The organism is Rufibacter immobilis (assembly GCF_003721565.1).
Taxonomy (GTDB): domain Bacteria; phylum Bacteroidota; class Bacteroidia; order Cytophagales; family Hymenobacteraceae; genus Nibribacter; species Nibribacter immobilis.
The window spans coordinates 205,592-230,550 of the sequence record NZ_RJJE01000003.1; the positions used below are offsets into that span (position 1 = coordinate 205,592).

Annotated in this window: 18 protein-coding genes; 8 read left to right on the top strand and 10 right to left on the bottom strand. The window is 49.6% G+C overall.

The window, feature by feature from the left end:
• Positions 1 to 54: 54 nt before the first annotated feature.
• A complete protein-coding gene (locus tag EFA69_RS05815) occupies positions 55 to 672 on the top strand; it encodes a 3'-5' exonuclease (RefSeq protein ID WP_123132152.1) in 618 nt (205 codons plus the stop codon).
• Positions 673 to 762: 90 nt separating this feature from the next.
• On the opposite strand, the gene EFA69_RS05820 is transcribed toward EFA69_RS05815, so the two are convergent.
• Both EFA69_RS05820 and EFA69_RS05825 read right to left on the bottom strand, forming a co-directional pair.
• On the bottom strand, positions 763 to 1,692 hold the full coding sequence (locus EFA69_RS05820) for a glycerophosphodiester phosphodiesterase family protein (protein WP_123132153.1): 930 nt from the start codon (positions 1,690 to 1,692) through the stop codon (positions 763 to 765).
• 360 nt (positions 1,693 to 2,052) lie between these two features.
• On the bottom strand, positions 2,053 to 2,625 hold the full coding sequence (locus tag EFA69_RS05825) for a histidine phosphatase family protein (RefSeq protein WP_123132154.1): 573 nt from the start codon (positions 2,623 to 2,625) through the stop codon (positions 2,053 to 2,055).
• Between the two features lie 223 nt (positions 2,626 to 2,848).
• Between EFA69_RS05825 and EFA69_RS05830 the strand changes: the two genes are divergently transcribed.
• Together EFA69_RS05830 and EFA69_RS05835 are read left to right on the top strand one after the other, a co-directional pair.
• Entirely contained in the window at positions 2,849 to 4,111 is a 1,263-nt protein-coding gene (locus EFA69_RS05830; RefSeq protein WP_123132155.1) for an outer membrane beta-barrel protein, read from the top strand.
• Positions 4,112 to 4,354: 243 nt separating this feature from the next.
• Positions 4,355 to 5,578, top strand: a complete 1,224-nt coding sequence (locus tag EFA69_RS05835; protein ID WP_123132156.1) for a porin family protein — start codon at positions 4,355 to 4,357, stop codon at positions 5,576 to 5,578.
• 67 nt (positions 5,579 to 5,645) lie between these two features.
• Here the strand turns inward: EFA69_RS05835 and EFA69_RS05840 are convergent, their stop codons facing one another.
• Genes EFA69_RS05840 through EFA69_RS05850 form a run of 3 tightly spaced genes read right to left on the bottom strand, consistent with a single transcriptional unit; the run spans position 5,646 to position 7,832 of the window.
• A complete protein-coding gene (locus EFA69_RS05840) occupies positions 5,646 to 6,194 on the bottom strand; it encodes a GNAT family N-acetyltransferase (RefSeq protein WP_221175681.1) in 549 nt (182 codons plus the stop codon).
• Entirely contained in the window at positions 6,181 to 6,708 is a 528-nt protein-coding gene (gene purE / locus EFA69_RS05845; protein ID WP_123132158.1) for a 5-(carboxyamino)imidazole ribonucleotide mutase, read from the bottom strand. The genes EFA69_RS05840 and purE overlap by 14 nt, the downstream gene beginning before the upstream one ends.
• On the bottom strand, positions 6,705 to 7,832 hold the full coding sequence (locus EFA69_RS05850) for a 5-(carboxyamino)imidazole ribonucleotide synthase (RefSeq protein WP_123132159.1): 1,128 nt from the start codon (positions 7,830 to 7,832) through the stop codon (positions 6,705 to 6,707). The genes purE and EFA69_RS05850 overlap by 4 nt, the downstream gene beginning before the upstream one ends.
• A gap of 297 nt (positions 7,833 to 8,129) precedes the next feature.
• Here EFA69_RS05850 and EFA69_RS05855 point away from each other — a divergent pair, with 297 nt between their 5' ends.
• From EFA69_RS05855 to hemE, 3 genes are all read left to right on the top strand, one after another.
• Positions 8,130 to 8,597, top strand: a complete 468-nt coding sequence (locus tag EFA69_RS05855; RefSeq protein ID WP_123132160.1) for a response regulator transcription factor — start codon at positions 8,130 to 8,132, stop codon at positions 8,595 to 8,597.
• A gap of 74 nt (positions 8,598 to 8,671) precedes the next feature.
• The gene (locus EFA69_RS05860) at positions 8,672 to 9,289 is read left to right on the top strand and encodes a MarC family protein (protein WP_123132161.1); all 618 of its coding nucleotides are present in this window, start codon (positions 8,672 to 8,674) and stop codon (positions 9,287 to 9,289) included.
• 153 nt (positions 9,290 to 9,442) lie between these two features.
• Entirely contained in the window at positions 9,443 to 10,474 is a 1,032-nt protein-coding gene (gene hemE, locus EFA69_RS05865) for a uroporphyrinogen decarboxylase (protein WP_123132162.1), read from the top strand.
• A gap of 287 nt (positions 10,475 to 10,761) precedes the next feature.
• Here the strand turns inward: hemE and EFA69_RS05870 are convergent, their stop codons facing one another.
• From EFA69_RS05870 to EFA69_RS05890, 5 genes are all read right to left on the bottom strand, one after another.
• Positions 10,762 to 11,793 (bottom strand): bifunctional heptose 7-phosphate kinase/heptose 1-phosphate adenyltransferase, encoded by a 1,032-nt coding sequence (locus EFA69_RS05870; protein WP_123132163.1) that lies wholly within the window; start codon positions 11,791 to 11,793, stop codon positions 10,762 to 10,764.
• A gap of 107 nt (positions 11,794 to 11,900) precedes the next feature.
• Positions 11,901 to 13,109, bottom strand: coding sequence for a pyridoxal phosphate-dependent aminotransferase (locus EFA69_RS05875; RefSeq protein ID WP_123132164.1), 1,209 nt, complete (start codon positions 13,107 to 13,109; stop codon positions 11,901 to 11,903).
• A 242-nt stretch (positions 13,110 to 13,351) separates the two neighbouring features.
• Entirely contained in the window at positions 13,352 to 15,259 is a 1,908-nt protein-coding gene (locus tag EFA69_RS05880) for a glycosyltransferase family 2 protein (protein WP_123132165.1), read from the bottom strand.
• Positions 15,260 to 15,385: 126 nt separating this feature from the next.
• Positions 15,386 to 15,994: a recombination mediator RecR gene (gene recR, locus EFA69_RS05885; protein WP_123132166.1), complete on the bottom strand. Its 609-nt coding sequence runs from the start codon at positions 15,992 to 15,994 to the stop codon at positions 15,386 to 15,388.
• A gap of 15 nt (positions 15,995 to 16,009) precedes the next feature.
• Positions 16,010 to 16,291, bottom strand: a complete 282-nt coding sequence (locus EFA69_RS05890) for an ATP-dependent Clp protease adaptor ClpS (protein ID WP_123132167.1) — start codon at positions 16,289 to 16,291, stop codon at positions 16,010 to 16,012.
• A 200-nt stretch (positions 16,292 to 16,491) separates the two neighbouring features.
• Here EFA69_RS05890 and EFA69_RS05895 point away from each other — a divergent pair, with 200 nt between their 5' ends.
• Positions 16,492 to 18,648: a S9 family peptidase gene (locus EFA69_RS05895; protein ID WP_123132207.1), complete on the top strand. Its 2,157-nt coding sequence runs from the start codon at positions 16,492 to 16,494 to the stop codon at positions 18,646 to 18,648.
• Between the two features lie 360 nt (positions 18,649 to 19,008).
• Positions 19,009 to 24,819 carry a CARDB domain-containing protein gene (locus EFA69_RS05900; protein WP_123132168.1) on the top strand — a complete coding sequence of 1,937 codons (5,811 nt, stop codon included), beginning with the start codon at positions 19,009 to 19,011 and terminating at the stop codon, positions 24,817 to 24,819.
• Positions 24,820 to 24,959: the final 140 nt, after the last annotated feature.

Genomic DNA, 24,959 nt, shown 5'->3' on the forward strand with positions numbered 1-24,959 from the left:
TCTGCCCGGCCTAGTTCGTAACTTTACGCACACCTATTTTATGGAGGTACCAGAATGAACTTCATCACCCTAGATTTTGAGACGGCCACCCCAGAACGGGACAGCCCCTGTGAGATTGGCTTGACATTTGTGCGGAACGGGCAGATTGCCGAAACAGAATCTTGGCTGATTAAACCGAAGTCTTACCCTTACTTCAATGGCATGAACATCAGCATCCACGGCATTAAGCCCCAGGATGTGAAAAACAGCCCCGAGTTTGACCAACTGTGGCGGGAGTTGCACCCGCTGTTGCAGAACCAGCTGGTCATTGCCCATAACGCCAGCTTTGACATGAGCGTGCTCCGGGCTACCCTGAACACGTACCGGCTGCCCTTTCCGGAGCTACATTATGCGTGCAGCGTGCAGTTTTCCAAGCAAGTGTGGCAGGGATTGCCGCAGTATGACTTGAAATCGCTCTGCAACCGGCACGGCATTCAGTTTAAGCACCACCGGGCCGCGGCAGACTCCTATGCCTGCGCAGAACTGACCCTACGCGCCCTGGAACAAGTGAACTGCCACCACCTCACCGATTTCCCGGAAAAGCTGAAGATCAACCCCGGCCGGCTGTTTGCAGGAGGGTATACGGCGTCCTCGGTGAAGAAAGCCCCGCGTAGAAGTACTTCGCCTTTCTAAAACGAGCATGTGTCTGTTTAGGGGCCGTTTTAAGAAAAACGGCCCCTAAACAGACACATGCTCGTTTCTTGAACTGCTGACTAAGAAAAGCTATTGGTGCAGGCCGCGCTTGCGGAGGTATTCCAGGAGTTCTTTGGGGCGGTCGGTTTGGATGATGTTGGAGCCTCGGTCCAGGACCCAGCCCCAGCTTTGGTCGGCCTGTTTGCCTTCTACGGCCAGATCATCGTGGTGGCGGGCATTGAGGCTGGGCCACAGCGTATTCACCCATACCCGGGCGCCGGCTTTCTTGATCGCATTAAATTCCTTCAGCACGGCGGAGGTATCGGTTTTAAAGACAATCTCGAAGGCTGGGGGGTTTAACTCCCGCTGGTAATCGGCCATAATCTGGCGGGTTTCCTTTTTCTCCAACCACACTACGGGCATGAACGGCACCTGGCGCAGCACGTCTCCGTTCTCCTGCGCTATTTTGGCGTACGGGTGGCCGCTTTTCAGGATGGTCTGCCGCAAGGTACCGGTGGCTTCCAGCACCGCATGGGCTTCCTTGAAATAATCGTAGCCTTTGTCCAGGTTCACCATTACTTTGCCTTTCATGAGCAGCATGGCTTCCTCCAGCGTGGGCACCCGGTGTTCTGTGACTACGCCGTGCCCGCCCTTGAGGTACAGTTTCTTCAGCTGGGCAAGGGTATGGTCAGCTACTTTTCCTTTGCCGTTGGTGGTACGTTCCAGCGTTTGGTCGTGCATGAGCACCAGATGCCCGTCTTTGGTCTTCTGGATGTCAATCTCCATGATGTCTACCCCCATGTCTATGGCGTTCTGGATGGCCTGCAACGAATTCTCAGGGGCATTGCGCCAATCGCCGCGGTGCGCCACCACCAGCACCTGCTTGCCATGGGGGTCATGGAATTCTTTGAGGATGGTCTCCAGGCTGTTGCGCGAGACGGGCGTGCTAATCTGTTTGGAGGGATTGCAGCTTAACAACAGAAGAAAAGCCGGAACAATGGTGAATTGCTTAAGGCGCATTGGGCGTAGGGGTTTGGGGGCCAATATATTTATTTGTTTCAAACTCCCAAAACCGTGAGCCGAATTGGCGAGGAGAAGGCGAATTTCGACTTCATTTCCTCAGGACCAGCCACATGGTTTACAGACGATTGCCCAAATTGATATAAGTCTGATAACTGCTGCAAAGCCCATACTCAAACACTGGTACCTGAAGGTAAAACGGTTTTCTGTTTAGCGCCTGTTTTTCTAAAAACAGGCGCTAAACGCGGGCCAAAACGGACGCTTGCATTATCAATTTACTTCAAGTCTTTGCCTAAAACTGCGGCGCTGCTACCGTTCCTGTTTTGGGCTTGTTTTGGGAAAAACGGCCGCTAAACGGCTTTACTTCTCCAGTTGAGTGATGCCAACATAGCCGCGCCCACCGTTCACCAGCACGTGCCAGCCCCTCTTCACCAGTGCCCGTTTGATAAATTCATTCAGGAAGCCGTGGGCCACCAGCACCGCCACGCCGTTCTGTGTTGCTTCAGCAATTAAATGTTCCGCCGCTTGCGCGGCCCTGGCCCTAGCTTCCCTGAAACTCTCTATCTCCTTTTGGTTGAGCCCCAGAAACCAGAGAATGCGCGACGGAACCTGCCACCAGCTTAAGGGAAGCTTCGCCCACGGCAAACCCCAGATGCGGTTCTCAAACTCGCGGAACATAGCATCCTCCACCAGCTCCACCTCCTCCCCCAACAACATTCTGGCGGTGGCTTTGGCCCGGGGCATGATACTGCAAAAAACTTTCTTCACCTGAGTGAGCGGCAAATGCCCAGGCTGGGGCAAGATCTGTTCTACCTCGGCCACCTGATAGTCCTTCAGGTACTGCTCTGCCTGCGCCTTGCTGAAGAGCCCTTCCCGGCTGACAAGGGGCCTGGCGTGCCGAATGAGGTAGATTCTTAACTTTGATTTCCTCATAATGTATTTGTTCAGGTGAGCTTAGGAAAGTCTAATTACTCTAAGAAGATTTTCATGGAACAATCAACCCATTCCTATCTTAAATAATTCTATTTATTAGATGAGGAAGGTTTCAACACTATATTTATATCTTTGCTTATGAAAGAAGTTTCATTTCTATACCTAATTGAGTAGCATAATTCCTTCCAACTATATCCTCTAAGAATTAATCTTTCTATCCTTCATGAAAAAAAAGCTATTTCTCTTTATTATTCTCCCTTTTTTAACTTTTAAAGTAATTGCCCAAAAAAATTTCAATCCAGGTTTCATAGTTCAGAAAGGTGATACACTTGAAGGTTTGGTGAGCCTTAAAGGATTAGTTAAAAGTGGGAATGAAGTAGACTTTAAACTACCTCATTCCTCTGCCATTACTACTTATACCCCTAATGATATTGATGCATATGGCTTAGCCCAAGGTGACAGATTTGAGGCCATGAGAATAGGAACTGGGGATACTGCTCAGCTTGTATTCTTTAAAGTATTGGTTCTTGGAAACACTAATCTTTACTCCTTCAGAGATGCAGACAACAAAGTACATTATTATGTTACACATGAAGGAATAACAAGAGAATTGATCAGGAAAAAAGAGACCAGAGTACTTCCCTCTGGTCAAAAGGTAATGTTTACTAATGAGGTCTACAGGGCTACGTTACTGGATTTGGCCAAAGATTGTCCTTCTTTACATACAGCATTAAAGAGAGTTTATTTGAAGCAAAAAGATTTAACCAACTTCATAATTCAATTCAATAACTGCCAGCGTTCAGACGAGACCTTGTATGTGGCGCAACCAGTAAAAGCACAGGTGAGTTGGGGAGTTTTAATAGGCACTTCCACAACATCATTGGAGGTTAAAAATGTACCTACTCCAGTACTGAACCAAACATACACATCTACATTAAGACCTACGGCAGGATTATTTATCAATACCACTCTGCCTTGGGTGAATAAAAAACTTTCGGTTCAGGCAGAAGTACTCTATGATAGAATGTCATTTTCAAAACATCTCACTGAAGTGGTGAGTATCAGACAGAATGAGTACGATGTCGACATAGATGTACATTCGCTCAAAATACCTGTAATGCTCAGATACTCCTTTTTTATTGGTAAGATAGCTCCATATCTACAGGCTGGCATAGCTTACTCTTTAGTTCTGAAGCATAAACAAAACGTATTGACTACCTCTAGCACCTCTTCTGGTACCACCACTGTAGAGAATCGCTATCTCATTGAAACCTTCAACCCCAATGAGTCTAGATGGAGTTATGTAGAAGCCTTCAGAAAACATGCACAAGCATTTTTCATAGGCGGCGGAGTTAAATTGCCACTTTTACCAAAGCATCCTTTAATGATTGAAACACGCTTTGAACGTGGCAACGGGTTTTCAGAAATTCCAGTCATAAGCACAAACACTAAGCAATTTTCTCTGCTGATGGGCTTAGCGTTCTAAACGTATGTAAGCCGCCTCTTGGCAAGACATGTTAGATACGGAGCAACTACGCTTTTATCACACATTTAACATGACAAAGCTTACTGCTGTTCTGAGACTGTTTTAGAAAATAGCCCCAGAACAGCAGTAAGAATTCTAAATCTTTCACTCTTCCAAATATTCTGCCTACAAAGAAGAAGCTGGGTATCTTACTGTTATTTGCATTTCAGGAATTGTCTTATTTTTACCCACCAATGCTCTTCCATGAAAAAAATTTTCCTCTCAGGCCTGCTGGTGCTGGCTTTTCATGCTGTTTTTGCGCAACGCAATTTCAAACCAGGGTATATTCTCCAGCAGCAGGACACCTTGCGCGGACTGGTGGACGAACGCGGTGACCGCCGAAGCGCCGCCAAGGTAGTTTTCAAAGCATCGGCAGAAGCCGAAGCCATCACGTACACTCCCGCTGAGATTGGTGGCTATGGACTGGACGGCGGTCATAGATTTGAAACGCACGGCCTAGGAACCGGTGACACAGCCCAGGTTCATTTCTTTACCCTTTTGGTGAAAGGTTACGCCAGTCTGTACTTTTTCAGGGACAAAGACTCCAGAGACCGCTTTTATCTGCTGAAAGATGGCTCATTGCGGGAACTAGTGGCCTATAAAGCCATTGAGAAGGTACAAGGCCGACGAGTTTCTATTCCCTACAACCTGTTTAGGGGTACTTTGCAGGAGGCTTTTAAAGATTGTCCGGCGTTGGCCGCCAAAGCCAAAAATCTCCGTTACAGGGAAAAAGAATTGATCCAGTACGTTACGGACTATAACAACGGGTGCACTCCTCTGCCTCCCCAAACGTATGTGGCCCAACCCCGGCAAGCGGTTTCTTCCTGGGGAGTGGCGGCGGGGGCTACCCATACCAGCCTCCAAGTGTCTGGCAGCTCAGAAAGACCCCGTTATAACCAATCGTTCACGTCTTGGGGGCCATCGGCGGCACTTTTTTACCACCTCACGCTCCCCTGGCTCAACAAAAAGTTTGCCCTGCAGCTAGAACTGCAGTACCAGCCCCAGAAATATACCAATGTGGTGACAGAATCAGAATCGGCGATGCGGTATGAATATGATGTACATCTGACGCTCAACTACCTTAAGGTGCCTGTTTTGCTGCGGTACGCTGTGCCGGTAGGTAAGCTGAAGCCGTTTTTCAACCTGGGGTTTGTCAACTCATTTGCCGTTAAGGTTAAAGACGAGACAAGTGTAACCAGAACGTTGATTTACCAAGGCAGCAGTACGGTTTCATCTGAGCCCTATTTAAAAGAGTACCGCAAGTATGCCCAAGGTTACCTGGCGGGCTTTGGGCTGGCGCTGCCAGCCTGGTCAAAACACCCGGTCACGGTAGAGGCAAGGTATGAACGCGGCAACGGCTTCTCTGATTACGTGGGCATCCCTACCATAACAGATCAGTTCTCGGTGCTGGTGGGTTATGGGTTTTAAGCTGGAGAAGGGGAAACGTCCGTTTAGGGGCTGTTTTTGAAAAAATGGCCCCTAAACGTCCTAGCGGCTATGCCTGCTGATACACCACCTGGTACAACTGAGAGCGCACCTGCTCAAAAGCCACCGGAGACAAAGCTGCTGGAAAGGTCATCAGTTGCAGGGGAACCCACGGTTTCTCGGGGCTGTAAGGAGGCTGCCGATAGGAAAACTCGTTCAGACAGAACCCGGCTCTGGTGTAAAATTCGACCCTACGTTGGGTCAGTTGGTCTGTGGGTGGCTCTACCTCCAGCACTACTGGTTGTTGTTTGCCTTGAAGAAACTGCCCCAGTGCCTGGCTCCCAATTCCCGTTCCTCTTTTCCTTGCGTCAACAGCGAAGTGCTCCAGGAACAGGAAGCCGGGCTGTTGCCAGTATCCTATAATGCCACAGATTTCCCCATCCAGGGAAATGGCTTCAAAAGAATAGTTTGGACAAGGCAATAAGGTTCGCTGTTGCTCCAGGCTACGGCGCTCCTCCTCTGGGAAGGCCTCTTCATACAACTGCCACGCCTGAACGAAATCGGGCGTGGCAGTATCTTTTATGGGCGAAAAAGACAGCAAAAGACTAGTCCATTTCAATGTCACCGCGGCGCAGTTGCTCTACGGAGCGCATGACCTTGTCGCGTTGGGTGGTGCGGTGCTTCTCCAGGGTGTCGGCTACAACGGCATTGGTAGTACCCAGAATTTGGGCGGCCAGTAAACCGGCGTTGGTGGCTCCGTTCAACGCCACTGTGGCCACCGGTACTCCTGAGGGCATCTGTAGAATAGACAAGATGGAATCCCAGCCGTCAATGGAGTTGCTTGATTTAACGGGTACTCCAATCACAGGCAGCGTGGTGAGCGCGGCCACCATACCGGGCAAGTGCGCAGCCCCGCCGGCCCCGGCAATGATTACCTTCAGGCCTTTTTTACGGGCTCCCTCGGCGTACTCCAGCATGCGGTGCGGGGTGCGGTGGGCAGAAACAATGGTGACTTCAAAGGGAATCCCCAACTGCTCCAGAATATCGGCGGCGCCAGACATCACTTTCAGGTCTGACTGGCTGCCCATGATAATTCCTATCTGGGGTGTGTTGGTATCAGGAGATTGGCTCATGCAATGATCTTTAGACGGTTTTTGATGGTATCTGCTTTTTGTTTTACTTCTTCCAGGGTGGGGGCCAGCACGGTGAGGTGCCCCATCTTGCGGTGCGGTCTGGTGAACTTCTTGCCGTACAAATGGATGTGCACGCCGGGCTCCTGCAAGGTTTGGGGCAAGCCTTCATATTTGGCTTCGCCTGCGTAACCGGCTTCGCCCAGCAGATTCACCAGAATGGCGGGGCAATGCGGCTCGGTGTCGCCCAGGGGGAGTCCCAGAATAGCCCTGAGGTGCTGCTCAAACTGGGAGGTGGCATTGGCTTTCATGGTGTGGTGACCACTGTTGTGCGGACGCGGGGCCACTTCATTTACCAGAATTTGGCCGTCTGGCGTCACAAACATCTCCACGGCCAGCAAACCCACAATGTCAAGGGCGGTGGTTACGTGCGTGGCGATTTCTATGGCCATGCGCTGCAGTTTGTACGAAATCTGTGCGGGAGCCAACAGATAGTCCACCAGATTGTGCTGGGGGTGCATGACCTGCTCCACCACCGGAAACGCCTTTACCTCCCCCTGCACATTGCGGGCGCAGATCACGGAGATTTCAGTCTCGAACGGCACCAGCTTCTCCAGAACCGTGGGGGCCTGAAAAGCTTTGGGGAAATCCTCTTGCGAGGTGAGGCGAGTTACGCCGTTGCCGTCATAACCACCTCGGCGCAGCTTCTGAAAAGCGGGCAGAAAGTCCAGGTGGTTCTCCAGTTCATCGGCTTGGGCCAGTAACCTGAAGTCGGCGGTGGGAACGGCGTTCTGCCGGTAGAACTCTTTTTGCAGGCCTTTGTCCTGGATGATTTTGAGCGACGCAGGCTTAGGATATACCTGCACCCCTTCTTTCTCCAGTTGGAACAGGGCGTCTACGTTTACGTGCTCAATCTCTATGGTAAGCAGGGTGCAGCGCTTGCCAAAAGCATACACCGTGTCATAATCTTTGAAATCGCCGTGCACAAATTCTTCGCAGAGATGCCGACAGGGCGCGTTTTCATCGGGGTCCAGCACCAGGGTATAGAGGTTGAAGTCCAGGCCGGCCTGCAAGAGCATGCGGCCCAGTTGTCCTCCGCCCAAGATGCCTAATCGTATATTGTTCATTGGAAAGCTGATGGTTTCATGGTACAGGAAGCGCCTCTTTACGCAGAGAAAAGGCCTTCTTCTACAGAAACCCAAATCTCACAGTTATAAAAGTAAGCTACAAGTTTTTTAAGCGGCGACGGCACTTTTTCTCCGTCCCTCTCCCTTCCTTTCGGTTTATCATGAGGAGCAGCTGCGTGCTTTTTGAGCTCATGTTAAGGTAATTTCTTCTATACTTATAATAATGGCTTAAATGTTCATAAATTTATCAAGATAGCTTGAGCCAATAAGAAGAAATATTCTACCTTAGAAGCTCGTATGACAACACCCTACCGGCTCCTTCTCATAGAAGACGACCTTGCTTTAGTAGGTTCTCTTCTCCAAGCTTTAAACAAGCAGAACTTATACAGTCAGAGGATTGAAATTCAATCTTTTAGCTACACAGACTTTGAAGCGAGGTTTGGTATTGCCCGTAATTCCACCCGTGAGCTCATTGTGATGGGCGGCAAAGCTGCTCTGGACTTCAATCCTGACCCTCAGCTACTCAAAACGCTGCTGGCCCAGATGGAGCGGACGCACATCTATATTTTAACACCCTCTAAAGACGGAGAGGAAATCCTGCGCCTGTGGCAGCCGGGCGTGAAAGGCGTGTTGGAACGCAGTCCCGAAGCCCACCGGTGGCTGGTACAGGCCATCCAGAAGGTGCAGTTTGTGCAGCAGACCCGCACCTATTCGCGTAGCCCCAAACCCGCCCCTAAAAGTTTCTGGAAACGGCTCTTCAGCTAGAGACCGGGCTTCTGTAGCTATCTCCGTTTTATACTAAGTGGGTAATTTCCTGAAATTCCGTATTATTGGAAGCAATGGAAATTCTACTCGCTACCTTTTCGGCCCTCTTCTCTGTGGTGAACCCCTTTGGGGCCATGCCGGTATTTCTCACCCTAACCCAAGACGACACCCCCGAACGGCGGGGCCAGCAGGCGCTACGGGCCTGTATGTACATGGTGCTCATTCTCACGGTCTTTTTTCTGGCCGGGCAGGCGGTTCTGGATTTCTTCGGGCTCCGCATCCATGACCTGCGCATTGCGGGCGGCATCATGATCATGCGGGCCGGGCTGGACCTGCTCAACCCCAAGGCCGAAGAAGGCAAGAAGATCTCCAAAGACGTGGTGGCCGAAGGGGTGGAGAAAGAAGACATCTCCTTTACGCCGCTGGCCATGCCGCTGCTCTCAGGCCCCGGGTCTATTGCGGTGGTCATCAGCCTTTTCACCAAATCTCTCACCGTGATTGACATGGGCCTTACGGTGCTGGCCATTGTGCTGTTAGGTGCCGTAAGCTACGTGATTCTGCTTTTTTCGCCCAGACTGGTCATGTTCATGGGCAAGGCGGGGCTGGCGGCGCTGGCCAAAATCATGGGCTTCATTGTGCTGTCTCTGGGCGTGAGCTTTATTGTGACGGCCCTGCTGGCGCTCTTTAAATAAACCGCTTCTTCCCGTACCGTATCCTGTTTAGGGGCTGTTTTTCCGAAAACTGCTTAAAAACAGCCCTCACCCAAAGACGTTACTGCCTATTTTTTCTAACTCAGAACTCCAGACTCAGAACTCAGGACTCATTATTTGCCTTATCTTTGCACCATGCAATTAAAGAATGACCTGTTGCTGCGTGCCGCCCTGGGCCAGCCAACTGAACGGACCCCGGTCTGGCTCATGCGCCAGGCAGGCCGCATCTTACCTGAATACCGTGCCGTGCGCGAACGCCTCTCTGGCTTCAAGGAACTGGTAGAAACCCCAGAACTGGCCGCGGAGGTGACCATTCAGCCCGTTGACCTGCTGGATGTAGACGCCGCCATTATTTTCTCTGACATTCTGGTGGTGCCCGAAGCCATGGGCTGTACCTATGAGATGATAGAGAAACGCGGTCCGCTGTTCCCTAACACCATCAAAACCGCCGCCGATGTGGAGCAAGTGCGCGTAGCCGATCCGTACGAGCACCTGAACTACGTTCTGGAGGCCATCAAAGTCACCAAACGGGAACTTAACGGCCGGGTGCCGCTCATCGGGTTTGCCGGTGCGCCCTGGACCATCTTCGCCTACATGGTGGAAGGCAGCGGCTCCAAGACGTTCTCCAAAGCCCGTAAAATGCTGTACGAGGCACCGGAAATGTCGCACCAGCTGCTCCGCAAAATCACCGATACTACCATTGCCTATCTGAAGGCCCAGGTGGAAGCCGGTGCCAACCTGATTCAGATCTTTGATTCCTGGGCGGGTATTCTGCCGCCGGCGCACTACAAGGAGTTCTCTTACCGCTATATCTCAGAGATTTGCCAGGCCATCACAGACGTACCCGTTACCGTGTTTGCCAAAGGCGCCTTCTTCTCCCTCTCTGATTTCGCGCAGCTGGACTGCCAGGTGATTGGTCTGGACTGGAACATGGACATAGCCGATGCCCGCAAAGTAGTGGGAGATACCAAAACCCTGCAAGGCAACCTGGACCCATGCGCCCTCTACAACTCTTTTGACGGCGTGAAAAAGGAGACGATGAAAATGCTGGACGCTTTCGGGCCGAACCGCCATATTGCCAACCTGGGCCACGGCGTGTACCCAGACACTGACCCTGAGAAGGTGAAATGCTTTATCCAGACGGTGAAAGAATATAGCCAGCGCTAAAATCTGTTTTAGGCCTAATTTAGGAAAAACAGCCGCTAAATGTCCTCCTGTGCCTCTGGTGCGGGAGGACGTTTTTTTGCAGTGGCGTTCGTGCTTCCAGGAGCAACCCGGGCATCGGCTTTAGGGCTTCCCATTTTCAGAATTGCGTTTAGCGGCTCTTTTTCCTAAAACAAGGTTAATACACGCAAGGGCCTTTGCCCTGTCTCCCAACAGAAAACGCCCGGAAAAGCTTCGGGCGTTTTAGGATTGATTTCAGAAAAAGAGCCGCTAAACGGCGCGTGGGGCATCTACTGCTTTACTTCAAATCCTGCCAGTTCTTTTTGCAACACCTCAGACTGCAATGCTTCCTCCCGGAGCTGATCCCAGTCTATAGGTACCACGCCCACGTGTTCGCAGACCAAACCGCCTCCCAGGTTGGCTAACTCAGCCAATGCGGGCAACGGTAGCCCCACCGCGAGGCTCAGGGCGGCAATGCTCACCACCGTATCTCCGGCCCCGGACACATCTGAGATGGAACGGATGTGAGCGTCCAGGTACGTTCTCTTCTTTTCAGCAGATTGGCAGAAAACGCCGCGCTCTGATAAGGTCACTAATACATTCTCCAACGCCATCTGCTCCTGTAACTGGTCAACGGCGGCTTCAAAAGCATCCAGATTGGCATCTGAGAAATCTACTTTGAGGCCCTCTTTAAGTTCTTTCAGGTTGGGCTTGAACAGGGTGCTGCCTTTGTAAGACAGAAAGTTCTTTTTCTTGGGGTCTACCACGGTAGGAATGCCCGCTTGTTTGGCCAACGCCAGCAACTCCTGAATTACGGGGGCGCTCAAAACTCCTTTGTCATAGTCTTCAAAGATCACGACGTGGGCGCTGGGCAGAAGCTGCTGGAACCGCTGCACCAGGGCGCGGCGCTCAAACTCCGTCAGGTCGGTTTCTACTTCAGAGTCTATCCGGAGAAGTTGCTGGCCGCCGGAGATGATGCGCTGTTTTACCGTGGTGGGCCGTTCGGGGCTCAGGACAATCCCCTCCTCGCTCTGCCCCTGCTCCCGCAGCAGCCTGATGAGAGCAGCTCCATCCTGATCATCGCCTACCACGGAGCACAGCAACGGGGTAGCGCCCAGGCTCTGTACGTTCAGGGCTACGTTGGCGGCCCCGCCCAGCCGCTGTTCGGTCTTGGTTCTGTTCACAATAGGTACCGGCGCCTCCGGCGACAAGCGGGAAGATTTCCCCCAGAGGTACGCGTCAATCATGACATCACCCACCACCAACACCTTGAGCTGGCTGAAGCGGTTGAACAGAGCAGAAACCGTGTGCCGAATGGACATTCAGAATAAAAATAGGTTAGAAACAAAACATTGGATAACGCGCCCAATGAGCAGGCGCGTTATCCAATGTCTGGGGTAAAGGTAGCAAGAAAAACTTGATTCTGCTTTTAGCTAAGCTTAGCCAGGCTGTTTTTGATGCGCTCCAGGGCTTCAATCAGCTTGGCATCTGACGCCGCGAAAGAGAACCGCAGGCACTCAGGCGCGCCAAAGGCCCCACCTTCTACCAATGACACGTGCGCATCATTGAGCAGATACATGGCCAGGTCATTCGCGTTGTTGATTTCCACCTCGCCGGTAGATTTGCCAAAGTAGTCGCTGATATCTGGGAAGATGTAGAACGCCCCCTGCGGCACATAGGTCTTGATGCCCGGAATCTGGTTCATCAGCCCCAGCACCAGGTCGCGGCGGCGCAGGTAAGACGCACTCATTTCCTCGGCAGATGCTCTTCCGCCCTCCAACGCAGCCTGGGCTGCTTTCTGGGCAATGGAGCAGGTACCGCTCGTTATCTGGCTCTGCATCTTGTCACAGGCATCGGCGATGTCTTTATGGGCGGCAATGTAGCCCACGCGCCAGCCGGTCATGGCGTAGCCTTTGGAGAAACCGTTCACGGTAATCACACGGTCTTTCACAGACTCAAAACGCGCCAAGCTGTAATGCTCACCGGTAAAGTTGATGTACTCATAGATCTCATCTGCGATGACGTGCACCTGCGGATGTTTCTCCAGAATAGCCGCAAAGGCAGCCAGTTCATCTTTGGTGAACACCGAGCCGGTAGGGTTGCACGGCGAAGAGTACATGATCAGCTTTGTGTTTGGCGTGATGGCCTCTTCCAGTTGCTGGGCGGTCACTTTATAATCGTTCTCCAGTTGGCCACGCACCGGCACCGGAATCCCCTCGGCCAGTTTCACCACTTCTTCATAACTAACCCAATACGGAGAGATAATGATCACCTCGTCGCCGGGGTTTACCAGACACATCACGGCATTGGCGATAGATTGCTTGGCACCCGTGGAAACCACAATGTTCTCCGGGCCATACTCCAGGCCGTTGTCTCGGCGCAATTTCTCTACAATGGCTTTGCGCAACTCTGGGTACCCTGCAACCGGTGTATAGAACGTATAGCCGTCATCAATGGCTTTCTTGGCTGCATCTTTAATATACTGAGGGGTCTGGAAATCAGGCTCCCCGAAACTTAAATTAATCACATCAACCCCCTTGGCCGCCAGTTCTCTTGCTTTTTTAGCCATGGCAATTGTCTGAGACTCAGCCAGAGAGGTAATGCGGTCAGAAAGTGTTTTTTGTTGGTTAGTAATCATCTCTTAAGCAGACATATAAGGTGTGGCTCCAAAAATAGAAGCTTTTGCCGTTTTTATCTCTTCTTCGGCTAAATTTAATTAAAGCTTTAGGCAAACGCGACCCAGGATTAGCAACTTTTGAAAGAGTTAGCCTAGCGCCTAAACAGAGGAGGGCATGGCTTAAACCGGAAAACAGGAAGCTTACTCAAACGGCAAGGCAGCGCGCTCCGCTATGAATTACGACAAGTCGGCTTATTTTAAAATTACACCTTCCGGCCCAGATTGGAGAGATTGCGCGCCAGAATCAGCAAATCGGCGGAAGGGGTATAGTCTTTGGCATATAACATCTCTATCTGCCGGGCGGCGGTGAGATGAATGGGCTGCTGGGAAACTTTGTCTACCGGTGAAAGTACGGCCGGCCTGGTCTCATCGGTGGCTGTTTCCTTTAGCCCTACCCACTGATAGAGCCCGAACAGATTGCCCAGACAATTCCTGAAAAACTGTTTTTTTCCTTTCACCCTCCAGACAAGCACCGGCGACAGCACCAGGAGCAGCACACTCACCAGAGAGTTAAGTATGATCTTGTTTCGCCGGTGATACGGGTTCAGCAGATTCACCTCAATGTGCAGGGCGTAATAGTCGCCTCGGGCATTTTTGGAGGAAGACCCAATTATATAGGCGCTGTTTTCGGGCAGAATCTTGAACTCAACAGCTCTGTTATGAATCTGTACCATCCACTCAATTATCTGGGACACCGTTAAATCTTTGCCACAGAAGATCAGCTCGTTGATTTTATGAATCTGGATTACCTCACGTATCTGCCTTAAATCGGCGGGGGTATGTTGGGGCTCCAGATGGGCAACCGGTTTTTGGGCACCCACCTGACTGAGCAGTTCTGCGGCTCTCTTGATTTCCTGGCTGCTGCCCACCACCGCTATGCGCTTGGCCTTGGGCTCACCAAACCGCCAGTGGCCAAACTGCCAGTAATGCCAGACAAAGCGCCAGAGGCTCATGCCCACTAACCCTACCAGTACCGCCACCAGAATATGCCTCTTATTGGCACTGCCCGCAATGGTTCCCGCACTGGAGAAAGCCATGAGTAAGATACTTCCCCAAAGCATTCCTCTCACCAAACGGTACAGGTGTGGAGGCTGATCATACGCTCCGCTGAAGAAGGCAGTACCCAGCCAAACTGCAAAATACAGGCCCCACTTGCCATTGAATTCCAACGGTACCGGATGCGCCACTACCTGGACTCCCAGCCACACGCCCACCGCCAGACAGAGCCCGTCAAGCAGAACTGGAAACAGCCACTGAAAAACCCTGGACACCAAAGCCATGGCCGCCCTCAGATAAATAGCCAACCTGATCAGGACGGAGTACAGCTTGGCCTGGCGGCCGCTGAAGTGCTTTTCGGCGAAGATCATCATGGCACGGTAAAACATGAACACGTAGTTGGCGCTGGTTTTACGGGTGCTCTCGCCTTTGTAGTGAATGATGCGGGTGTGCGGGAAGTAATAGACCTCATACCCTCCCTCTTTGATGCGGTAAGAGAGATCAATGTCCTCGCCGTACATGAAAAAGCCTTCGTCCAGCAACCCTACCTTAGCCAAAGTCTTGGCACGCATAAACATAAAGGCCCCAGCCAATATATCAACCTGATGGACTTCATCATGGGACAGGTGCCCCAGGTGATAGCGGTTAAATAAGCTTGACGTTGGAAACAGAGCCGCCAACCCGAATACCTTGGCAAAAGCTACCCATGGCGTAGGAAGTCCCCGCTTGGATTCTGGCAGAAATTTACCGGCTCCGTCCATCATCTTCACCCCCAGTGCCCCTGCCCCCGGGTGCTCCTCCATGAACTGGAAACACTTCCGAAAGGTGTCTTCCTCTACCACCGTATCTGGGTTGAGCAACAGCACGTACTTGCCCTGCGCCTGCCTAATAGCCTGGTTGTTGGCTTTGGAAAACCCTAGGTTTTCTTTATTAGCCAGCAGAACTACCTCAGGGAAACGCCGCCGCACCATCTCCACAGATCCATCCACAGAATTATTGTCTACCACAAACACTTCAGCCTGCAGCCCCTGCACGGCCTTCCTGACCGAGAGCAGGCATTGCTCCAGGAAGTAGCTGACGTTGTAATTGACAATAATGACGGAGAGGTCTTTCAAGCAGCTGTTGGGTTGGCCTTTATTAGAATTGTTAATGTGCAGGCATTAATTCTGGAAGATACTACAAACATAAAAAAGCAGGAACCATTGTTCCTGCTTTTAATATCATTGCATTTATATTTTGACTCAGCCCTGGCTATAAGTGGTACGATCTAGTATGCTGCGCCCCAGGGTAATCTCATCTGTATATTCCAGCTCTCCTCCTACCGGTACGCCTCTGGCGATGCTGGAAATTCTTGCCGAGTAGTCTTTTAATTTACGGGTAAGATAGAAAGCGGTGGTATCTCCTTCCATGGTAGGGCTCAAAGCCAGAATGATTTCCTTCACTCCAGAACTAGGCAACCGCTCCACCAACGATTGAATATGCAGATCAGAGGGGCCAATGCCTTCCAGCGGAGAAATGACACCGCCCAGCACGTGGTAGAGCCCTTTGTACTGCGCCGTATTCTCAATAGCGATCACATCGCGCATGTCACTTACCACGCAGAGCAGAGCCCTATCGCGGAGTGGGTTGGCGCAGATACTGCATACTTCTGTGTCTGAGATATTATGGCAGGTTTTGCAGTACCTTATACCGGTACGCATGCGCACCAAGGCTTCAGAAAGTTGTTTGGTGTCTTCAGTTTCGGCTTTGAGCAGGTGCAACACCAGGCGTAAGGCAGTTTTCTTACCTACGCCCGGCAATTTAGCCAGCTCATCAACCGCATTCTCAATCAGCTTTGATGGAAAATTCATCCAATTAGGTCAGGGTTAAACAATATCCGCTGAGATACCCCGGTCATGGATGGCAGTGCACATGGTTTGAAGCTCTGTGAAAGTACCTAGTTTCACAGAGCACTTCCCTTTGTAATGTATCAACATGGTACACTGTTCGGCCTGTTCCTGCGTGTGTTTGCAGACTTGTACCAATGTATTAATGACATGCTCAAATGTATTCACGTCGTCGTTGTACACCACCAGCTCCCGCATATCAGTGGTTTCCTCCAACAACAGCACGTCTTCCTGCTCCAGAATTTCGGTTAGAATATCCATACCACAAAATTAAGCAATAAACATGAGTTAAGGAAGCTCCTCCTGCTCCGGCCTCAGCAATAGTAAAACAGCTAAAAAGTAGCCCTTGTTCCTGAAAAATAGGTAGTTTAGCCTTATTTTTGAGGAATTATCCTCTTTCAAAACCAATCGCTGGCCAGTGTTGCCACCGTGGTTTTCCCTTTGTTTAAACCCAAATGAACATGCACAAACCATTTTTCACCTACCTGACCCTGCTCTGGCTGGTGCTGCTTTCCTCTGTTTCTGCCTTTGCCCAGAAAAAGCAGCTCACCATGGAAGACGCGTTCCTGAATCCTGCTTTAACTCCGGCCAATTTGCGCCAACTCACCTGGATTCCGGGCACCGATGAATATAGCTACGTGTCTGATAAAATGGACCAACTCCTGCGCGGCACCGTAAAAGGCAACGCCCAAGTAGTTCTCACCGCGGCAGACCTGGGGGCGGGCCTTGCAAAAGCCGGCGGCACCAAAACTTCTACCGTGAGCGGGCTACGGTGGCTTAACAGAAACGAGGTACTGCTAAACCAACGGGGGCGCCTCTTCCGCTATAACCTCCAGACAAAAGCCGCTCAGGCCTATTATGCGTTAGACGCCGCCGCTGAGAACATAGACTTTGCGCCTACGCTGCAACGTGTAGCGTATACCAAGGCTCAGAACCTGTACCTCTCCCAGCCCGGTAAGGAAAATCTCCAGATCACGCAGGAGACTAACCCAGCCATTGTGAACGGACAGGCGGCCCACCGCTCAGAATTCGGGATTACCAAAGGCACTTTCTGGAGCCCCAGCGGCAACAGCCTGGCCTACTACCGCATGGACCAAACCATGGTCACCGATTATCCATTGGTAGATGTGAATGCCGTGCCTGCCAAACTAAACAACATTAAATACCCTATGGCGGGCGACAAGAGCCATCACGTAACTGTAGGGGTCTATCATGTGGCGTCAGGTAAAACTATTTTCCTGAAGACCGGTGAGCCCGCCGAGCAGTACCTCACCAATCTTACCTGGAGTCCAGATGAGAAATCCATTTATCTGGCCGTGGTGAACCGCGCGCAGAACCACATGTGGCTGAACCAGTACGATGCCACCACCGGAGCTTTTGTGAAAACCCTGTTTGGGGAGCAGCAAGACAAATGGGTGGAACCAGAGAATCCCATGTACTTTGTTCCGGGCAAGCCCAACCAATTTGTTTGGATGAGCGAGCGCGACGGCTTTATGCACCTGTACCTGTACAACACCAATGGCCAGTTGATCCGGCAACTCACTCAGGGCGACTTCATTGTGAAATCATTGGTGGGCTTTGACAAAAGCGGCCGCGAGGTCTACTATACCTCCACCGCCGAGAGCCCGCTGGAGCGTCACCTGTACGCTGTGGAGTTAAGTTCGGCCCGCACCGGCAGACTCACCCAGGGCAGCGGGGTGCACAACATCTCCTTCAGCCCTACCGGTCAATACTTTATTGACAACTACAGCAGCCCCGTGACCCCGCGCACCATCCGGATTCTGGATACCGATGCAGGGAAAGTTGCCCGTACGTTGCTGGTGGCCCAAAACCCGCTCCTGGACTACAATCTGGGTGAAACTTCTATTTTCCCCATCAAAGGCGAAGACGGTACTGATTTGTTCTGCCGCATGATTACCCCGCCCAATTTTGATGAGAAGAAGAAATACCCTGTAGTAGTGTATGTCTACGGCGGCCCGCATCTGCAAATGATCACCAACAGCTGGCTGGGAGGCTCTAACCTCTGGATGCAGCTCATGGCCCAGAAAGGTTACATTGTCTTCTCCCTGGACAACCGAGGCTCCGCCGACAGAGGACGCGCCTTTGAGCAGGCTATTTTCCGCCAGGTAGGCACCCCTGAACTAGCCGACCAGATGAAAGGTGTGGAATACCTCAAAAACCTGCCGTACGTAGATGCCAACCGGATGGGCGTGCACGGCTGGAGCTTCGGGGGTTTCATGACTACTTCCCTGATGCTCAAGCAGCCGGGCGTTTTCAAAGTGGGCGTGGCCGGCGGTCCGGTAATTGACTGGCGCCTTTATGAGGTCATGTACACAGAACGCTACATGGACACCCCGCAGGAAAATCCCGAAGGCTACCAGAAAGCCAACCTGCTGAACTACGTAAAAAACCTGAAAGGCAAACTGCTCATGATCCACGGCACGGTAGACGATGTGGTGGTATGGCAGCACAGCCAAGCCTTCCTGAAGAAAGCCGTAGACGAAGGCATACTTCTGGATTATTTTGTGTACCCTGGCCACCCGCATAACGTGGGCGGCAAAGACCGGGTGCACCTGTACAAAAAAGTAACGGAGTATTTGGAGGAGCATTTAAGATAGGAATATTTGGCCTAGAAGTTGGAAAGGTCACTGCTGAACACTTCCACTGCAAAAGGAGCAAGAAAGAATGGTATGGTTCTTTTCTGCTCCTTTTGTCTTTTACATTCACCAAGGAAAAAGCAGCAGCAATTATTTGGAGAGCAACTTCACTTCTAAGATAATATCTTCAACACCTATATATCCTTTATTTTTAAACTCTTATATTTATAAAAAATTTATAGCATATAAACATTTTGCAAGATTCATAGCCCTTGATCTCTCCCCCACAGATTCAGGCTTCTATACCGATCCTTAGTACACTTTATAAAATATCACAAATCAAAATCATCTACCTATCGTCTAAACTACTACTCTCCCTTTATGTTGGAAAATTTACTCTCTTCTCCATCTGGCACCAGATGGAAACTACTCTGCGCATTCCTATTTTTCTTTAGCGGTATCCATCTCAGTTATGCTCAGGCTGATTTCGCCATACAAGGAGCAGCCGTATCTCCCACATCAGTGGCTGTGGGGAGTTCCATTTACGCAACAGGTTCTATCTATAATATAGGTAGCTCGGCAGGTTCTTCCAGTAATATTGGTTACTATCTGTCTACAAACAACACCTTAGATAACTCAGATGTTTTCATTGGCTCTTCTTCCGGAGGTAACCTTAACGAAGGTGCAACCTCATCCAGAAATGTATATTTAACTATTCCCACAGGTACAGCTACCGGAAGTTACTATCTCTTATTCGTGGCTGACTATCTTGGGTCTGTTAAAGAATCCAATGAGAATAACAATGTGAGCAGTGTTTCTATTGCAGTAGTTCCATCCAGTGTTGATTTCTCCATCTACAGTGCTTACTTGTATTCTACCTCTGTTACAGCGGGGAGCGGATTATATGTAGAGGGGAGTATTTACAACCAGGGAAATATTGCCTCAACCTCCAGTTCTGTTGGTTTCTACTTATCTACCAACAGCACTTATGATGCCTCAGATGTATTTATAGGCTCTTATTCTGGCAGTGCAATCAGTCCTTCGTATACCACAGGTTTCAGCTCCTCTATAACTATTCCCTCTAATACCACTCCTGGCACTTACTACATTGTTTTTGTAGCAGATTACCTCAATAGTGTCACAGAAAGTAACGAAACCAACAATACTCTTTCTCGTCAGTTCACAGTAACTTCTCCTTCTATTGATTTGATTGTACAGAGCTCTTACCTAAGCAGTTCTACTTTATCTCCAGGCAATACGGTAGCGGCAAGTTGTTATGTCTATAATCAGGGGAATACAGCTGCCTCTTCCAGCAATGTTGGATTTTACCTGTCAACCAATACTACATTAGACAACTCAGATACCTTCATTGGTTCTTCTTCCGGTTCCAGCCTCGCTGCTGGATCTTCTAGTTACCGAAGCGTCAACCTTACCATTCCTTCGGGTACTGCTGTTGGCTCCTATTACATTCTTTTTGCGGCGGATTATTTGAACAGCGTCACAGAAACCAATGAATCTAACAATGTGAACAGTCTGGCTATTTCCGTAGTAGCGCCTTATTCAGACTTATATATTGAATCTGCCTATTTGTATTCTACCTCCGCCACTCCTGGCTCCAGTATGTCTGGACAGTATTATATTTATAATTTAGGAAACGTTTCCGCTACCTCCAGCAATGTTGGTATTTATCTTTCCACCAATACCACCTATGATGCCTCTGATGTGTTTGTTGGATCCTCTACGGGTGGCGCCTTGGCTGCGGGAAGCTACTCTTATCGGAATCCTAGCTTTACCATCCCAAGCAATACCACAGCAGGAAACTATTATGTATTATTTGTGGCAGATTATCTCAATACCCTTACGGAGAGCAATGAGAAAAATAATACTGTGAGCATGCCCTTGGCTGTGGTTTTACCCTCCATTGACCTTGCCTTAGAATCTGCTGCGGTTACTGCCTCTTCCGTTTCTGCTGGAAACCCAGTCACTGTCACTGCCACTGTGAGAAACTATGGGAATACAAGTGCTACTTCCAGCAACATTGGTTACTATTTATCTACAAATAATACCTTAGATGCAGCAGATGTCCTGATTGGATTTGCCAATGGTTCTTCAGTATATCCAGAATCATATGAATACAGAAGCACGTCCGTGACTATTCCCTCTAACACCACTCCAGGGAATTATTACCTTATTCAGGCCGTAGATTACCTGAACGTGGTAAAAGAGAGCAATGAGAACAACAACACCAGTAGCACTTATATGAGTGTTACCGCGCAAGGCACCACCTTTGTGATGCCTTCCAGTGGAAACTCCAGCTTTACCACATGTTCAGGGAAATTATACGACAATGGCGGAACAGGACCTTATACTTCTACATCAAATTCGACTCTCACGCTGAGTCCTGCTGTCACTGGCAATAAGATACAGTTATCGTTTCTGAGTTTCGCACTGTATTATTATGATTACTTAGAAATCTATGATGGCACCAGTACATCTGCAACGTTAATAGGCAGATACTCCTCTAGCTCAGGTCCTGCAATAGTCACGGCTTCAAATGCATCTGGCGCTTTAACCCTCCGCTTCTACGGTAGTGGCTATTATTATTCCTATTCTGGATTTGAAGCGGATATTTCCTGCGTTGAGCCGGCTGTTGACTTAACATTGCTTTCTGCGTTTACTTCCGCTAGCAGCATGAGCCCCGGAACTTCATTTACCACCAATAGTTTTGTCGCCAATATAGGGACCACCTCCTCTCCTAGCAGTGCTGTAGGATATTATCTATCGGCCAACAGCACGTTTGAGTCTACTGATGTGTATCTAGGCAACACTGCCGGTGGTTTACTGACAAGTGGAACCACTGTAGAGCGCAAAAGCACACTTTCTTTACCTAGCTCTACCACGGCAGGGAACTATAATCTGCTATTTGTTGCAGATGCAAACAATGATGTGGAGGAAACAAACGAAAAAAATAACGTTAGAACCGCTGCCATTACAGTTAACTCTTCAAATTATCTTGACTTAGAAGTTACCGCTAAAACCTTAGCCTCCACTTCTGTGACAGTAGGCAGTACGGTGAACGCCACAGCTACAATCAAAAACAATGGCAATGTAACCGCACCAAAGAATACGATAGGCTTCTATCTTTCCAGCAATACGACCTTTGATGAGAATGACGTTTTACTGGTAAGTAAGGAAACGACTAGTACGCTGACCGCAGCTGCATCAGAAGTTATTAGCACCACCTTAACCATACCTAGCGCCACAACGTCAGGTAGTTATTATATTCTGTTTGTGTCAGACCCAGAGAATCACATTGTAGAATCTAATGAAACCAATGGCGTAATGTCATCGGCTATAACTGTTACAAGTAACTCTGCTGATCTTGTGGTAAAAAATGGTAGTTTATCTGCTTCATCACTTTTAGCGGGTGGAACGGTAACGGCTACTGCCACGTTGGAAAATCAAGGCACCATTGCCGCGGCCAGCAGCAATCTGTCCTACTACCTATCCACTAACAAGACGTTTGAAGCCGCTGATGTTTTATTAGGCACTACAACTGGTAGTTCATTGGCCTCTAAAACTTCTGCCTCCAAGACCGCGTCTCTAACCATACCGGCAGGAACAGCAGCTGGCACGTATTATATCTTGTTTGTAGCAGACCCTGCCAACGCAGTTACAGAAGGAGACGAAACGAACAACATCTATGGCACTTCCCTCACCATTGTAGCGCCTACTGTTGACTTACTCATCCAGACTCCAGCATTGTCAGTGTCTACAATAGTAAGAGGAAACACCCTTACCGCCACCAGCTCTATCAAGAATGACGGCACAGTCTCAGCCAGCGCGAGTACGGTGAGCTATTATCTGTCTACGAACAATACGTATGAAGCAGGTGATGTGTCTTTGGGAACATCTACCGGAGGAACGCTAGCCGCCAGTACTTCTGCATCCAATACGGCTACGCTTACCATTCCTGCTACCACTGCCGCTGGCAATTACTTCATCTTGTTTGTAGCTGATCCAACCAGCGCTGTGACAGAAAGTAATGAAAACAATAACCTACAGGCCGTAGCCTTAACTGTTACCGCGCCAGCCCTGCCTGATTTAGTGGCCAGCGCACCAACGGCAGCCTCCAACACCTTCATCAAAGGAGCTGCCTATTCGGTTTCCTCCACTATCACGAACCAAGGTAATGCCTCCAGTACGGTTTCATCTGTAGGTTTCTATTTGTCCGCAAACGACACCTGGGATGCGAACGATCTCCTGGTAGGGCAGGCAACAGGAACAGCGTTGAATGTGAATGCTACTTCTACTTTATCTGCTACGGTGACAATCCCTACGGCTACTGCTGCCGGAGCTTACAAATTGATAGCCAAAGCCGATTATGCAAATACCGTAACCGAAGGAAATGAAGACAATAATGTGACTTCAAGCAGTGTAACGGTAGTGAACGCCACTGTTGATTTTACATTGACCAACGTGACGGCTTCTAGCTCAAACGCGCTGATAGGTTCTTCATTTGATGTATCTGTGAAAATCAACAACGGTGGGAACACAGAAGCGGCCAGCAGCAATGTAGGGTATTACCTTTCTTCTAATTTAACCTTTGATGTCAATGACATTGCATTGGGAACTTCTACAGGTGGAGCGCTTGCCGCAGGTGCCAATGCGACAAGATCTTCTAAACTAACTGTTCCTACTAGCACTGCCGCAGGCAACTATTATCTACTGTTTGTCGCAGACCCAGGCAATGCAGTCACTGAAAGCAATGAGAACAACAATGTAATGAACACCGCTTTCTCCGTGATAGCTCCAACTATTGATCTAGCTTTGGAATCTCCATCTGTTTCTGTAGCGTCCGTACTCAGCGGTGGTACTGTAGCCGTCACAAGCACAATCATTAATAATGGAAATACTGCTGCCAACACTAGCACAGTAGGCTATTATTTATCAGCGAACAACACATTGGAGAGCTCAGACATTGCCTTAGGCAACTCAACTGGTGCCTCCCTAGCCCCTCAGGCAAGTGCTTCTAAATCAGCCACGCTTACCATACCGGCTAACACGGCCAACGGAACTTACTACATCCTGTTTGTCGCAGACCACGCGGGTGCTGTTGCAGAAAGCAATGAGGCCAACAATATGGTTTCTGTAAAACTTACCGTTGCCATGCCAGTCATTGATTTAGTGGTGCAGAACGCTTCTATCTCACCTTCTTCTGTCACTAAGGGGGCTACGGTAACTGTGAACAGCTCAATAGTGAACAACGGCACCATAGCTGCCACTTCTAGTACTATTGGTTATTACTTATCTACCAACAGCACCTATGAAAGCAGCGATGTTGCCCTAGGCACTTCTACCGGTGAATCATTGGCAGCTGGAACAGCAGCTTCAAAAGAAGCTACGCTCACTATTCCGGCCAATACGGAGGCAGGCAGTTATTTTGTTCTGTTTGTGGCGGACCATAATAACAACGTAACAGAAAACAATGAGTCTAACAACACGCAAGCGGTTACTCTCACGGTGACTGAACAAGCTGTTGCCTTATCTGACCTGACCCTTTCCTCTCCTGCTGTTGCTACCCTTGGAAATGTGATAGCTGGCGGCTCTGTACAGGTAACAGGAACGGTGAGCAACCAGGGAGACGCGGCTGCCCCGGCAACAAAGGTTTCCTACTACTTATCTTCTAATGATCTATGGGATGCCTCTGATGCCTTATTGAGCGAAACCAGCATACCTACCTTAGCTGCGGGAGCGTCTACTCAATACTCAGCCAACGTAACCATTCCGGCAAATACTCCTTTTACCAATTACTATCTGTTAAGAGTAGTAGATGCTGCCAACGCTTTGGCAGAGAAGAACGAGGCTAACAACATGGTGCATCAGACTTTGGCCGTGAAAAACCCTAACGGAATCAAAGAACTTTCTGAAGAGCATAAGCTTACTCTTTGGCCAAACCCTGCGGTGGAAGAACTCCAGATTGAAGCCAAAGGCTTCCGTAACGGTGAGAAAACAGCAGAGATTATCCTTTACTCTGCCGTTGGTCAGAAAGTAGCCACTCAGAAGGTGAGCATTGCCAACCATGAGTTAAAAGCCGCTGTTGATGTGACCCATTTGAACCATGGTATGTACTTGGTGCACATTAAAGTGGGCAACACCCTAACCATAAGAAGAATTGTGGTTAGGAAATAGCTCGCTTTTTTCAGATCAGAATTCTTTATGAATGAAAAAGCTCCTTGCTATATGCGAGGAGCTTTTTTGCGTTTAAAAGCTTTCATATGCTTTTTGTGTCTGACAAAAGGAAACCCCTATCATTCAAAATAGACTTAGAA

Excerpts from the sequence above, each read along its gene's own strand:
- EFA69_RS05815 (WP_123132152.1), top strand. The coding sequence starts at position 55 with ATGAACTTCATCACCCTAGATTTTGAGACGGCCACCCCAGAACGGGAC.
- EFA69_RS05820 (WP_123132153.1), bottom strand. The coding sequence starts at position 1,692 with ATGCGCCTTAAGCAATTCACCATTGTTCCGGCTTTTCTTCTGTTGTTA.
- EFA69_RS05825 (WP_123132154.1), bottom strand. The coding sequence starts at position 2,625 with ATGAGGAAATCAAAGTTAAGAATCTACCTCATTCGGCACGCCAGGCCC.
- EFA69_RS05830 (WP_123132155.1), top strand. The coding sequence starts at position 2,849 with ATGAAAAAAAAGCTATTTCTCTTTATTATTCTCCCTTTTTTAACTTTT.
- EFA69_RS05835 (WP_123132156.1), top strand. The coding sequence starts at position 4,355 with ATGAAAAAAATTTTCCTCTCAGGCCTGCTGGTGCTGGCTTTTCATGCT.
- purE (WP_123132158.1), bottom strand. The coding sequence starts at position 6,708 with ATGAGCCAATCTCCTGATACCAACACACCCCAGATAGGAATTATCATG.
- EFA69_RS05850 (WP_123132159.1), bottom strand. The coding sequence starts at position 7,832 with ATGAACAATATACGATTAGGCATCTTGGGCGGAGGACAACTGGGCCGC.
- EFA69_RS05855 (WP_123132160.1), top strand. The coding sequence starts at position 8,130 with ATGACAACACCCTACCGGCTCCTTCTCATAGAAGACGACCTTGCTTTA.
- EFA69_RS05860 (WP_123132161.1), top strand. The coding sequence starts at position 8,672 with ATGGAAATTCTACTCGCTACCTTTTCGGCCCTCTTCTCTGTGGTGAAC.
- hemE (WP_123132162.1), top strand. The coding sequence starts at position 9,443 with ATGCAATTAAAGAATGACCTGTTGCTGCGTGCCGCCCTGGGCCAGCCA.
- EFA69_RS05870 (WP_123132163.1), bottom strand. The coding sequence starts at position 11,793 with ATGTCCATTCGGCACACGGTTTCTGCTCTGTTCAACCGCTTCAGCCAG.
- EFA69_RS05875 (WP_123132164.1), bottom strand. The coding sequence starts at position 13,109 with ATGATTACTAACCAACAAAAAACACTTTCTGACCGCATTACCTCTCTG.
- recR (WP_123132166.1), bottom strand. The coding sequence starts at position 15,994 with ATGAATTTTCCATCAAAGCTGATTGAGAATGCGGTTGATGAGCTGGCT.
- EFA69_RS05890 (WP_123132167.1), bottom strand. The coding sequence starts at position 16,291 with ATGGATATTCTAACCGAAATTCTGGAGCAGGAAGACGTGCTGTTGTTG.
- EFA69_RS05895 (WP_123132207.1), top strand. The coding sequence starts at position 16,492 with ATGCACAAACCATTTTTCACCTACCTGACCCTGCTCTGGCTGGTGCTG.
- EFA69_RS05900 (WP_123132168.1), top strand. The coding sequence starts at position 19,009 with ATGTTGGAAAATTTACTCTCTTCTCCATCTGGCACCAGATGGAAACTA.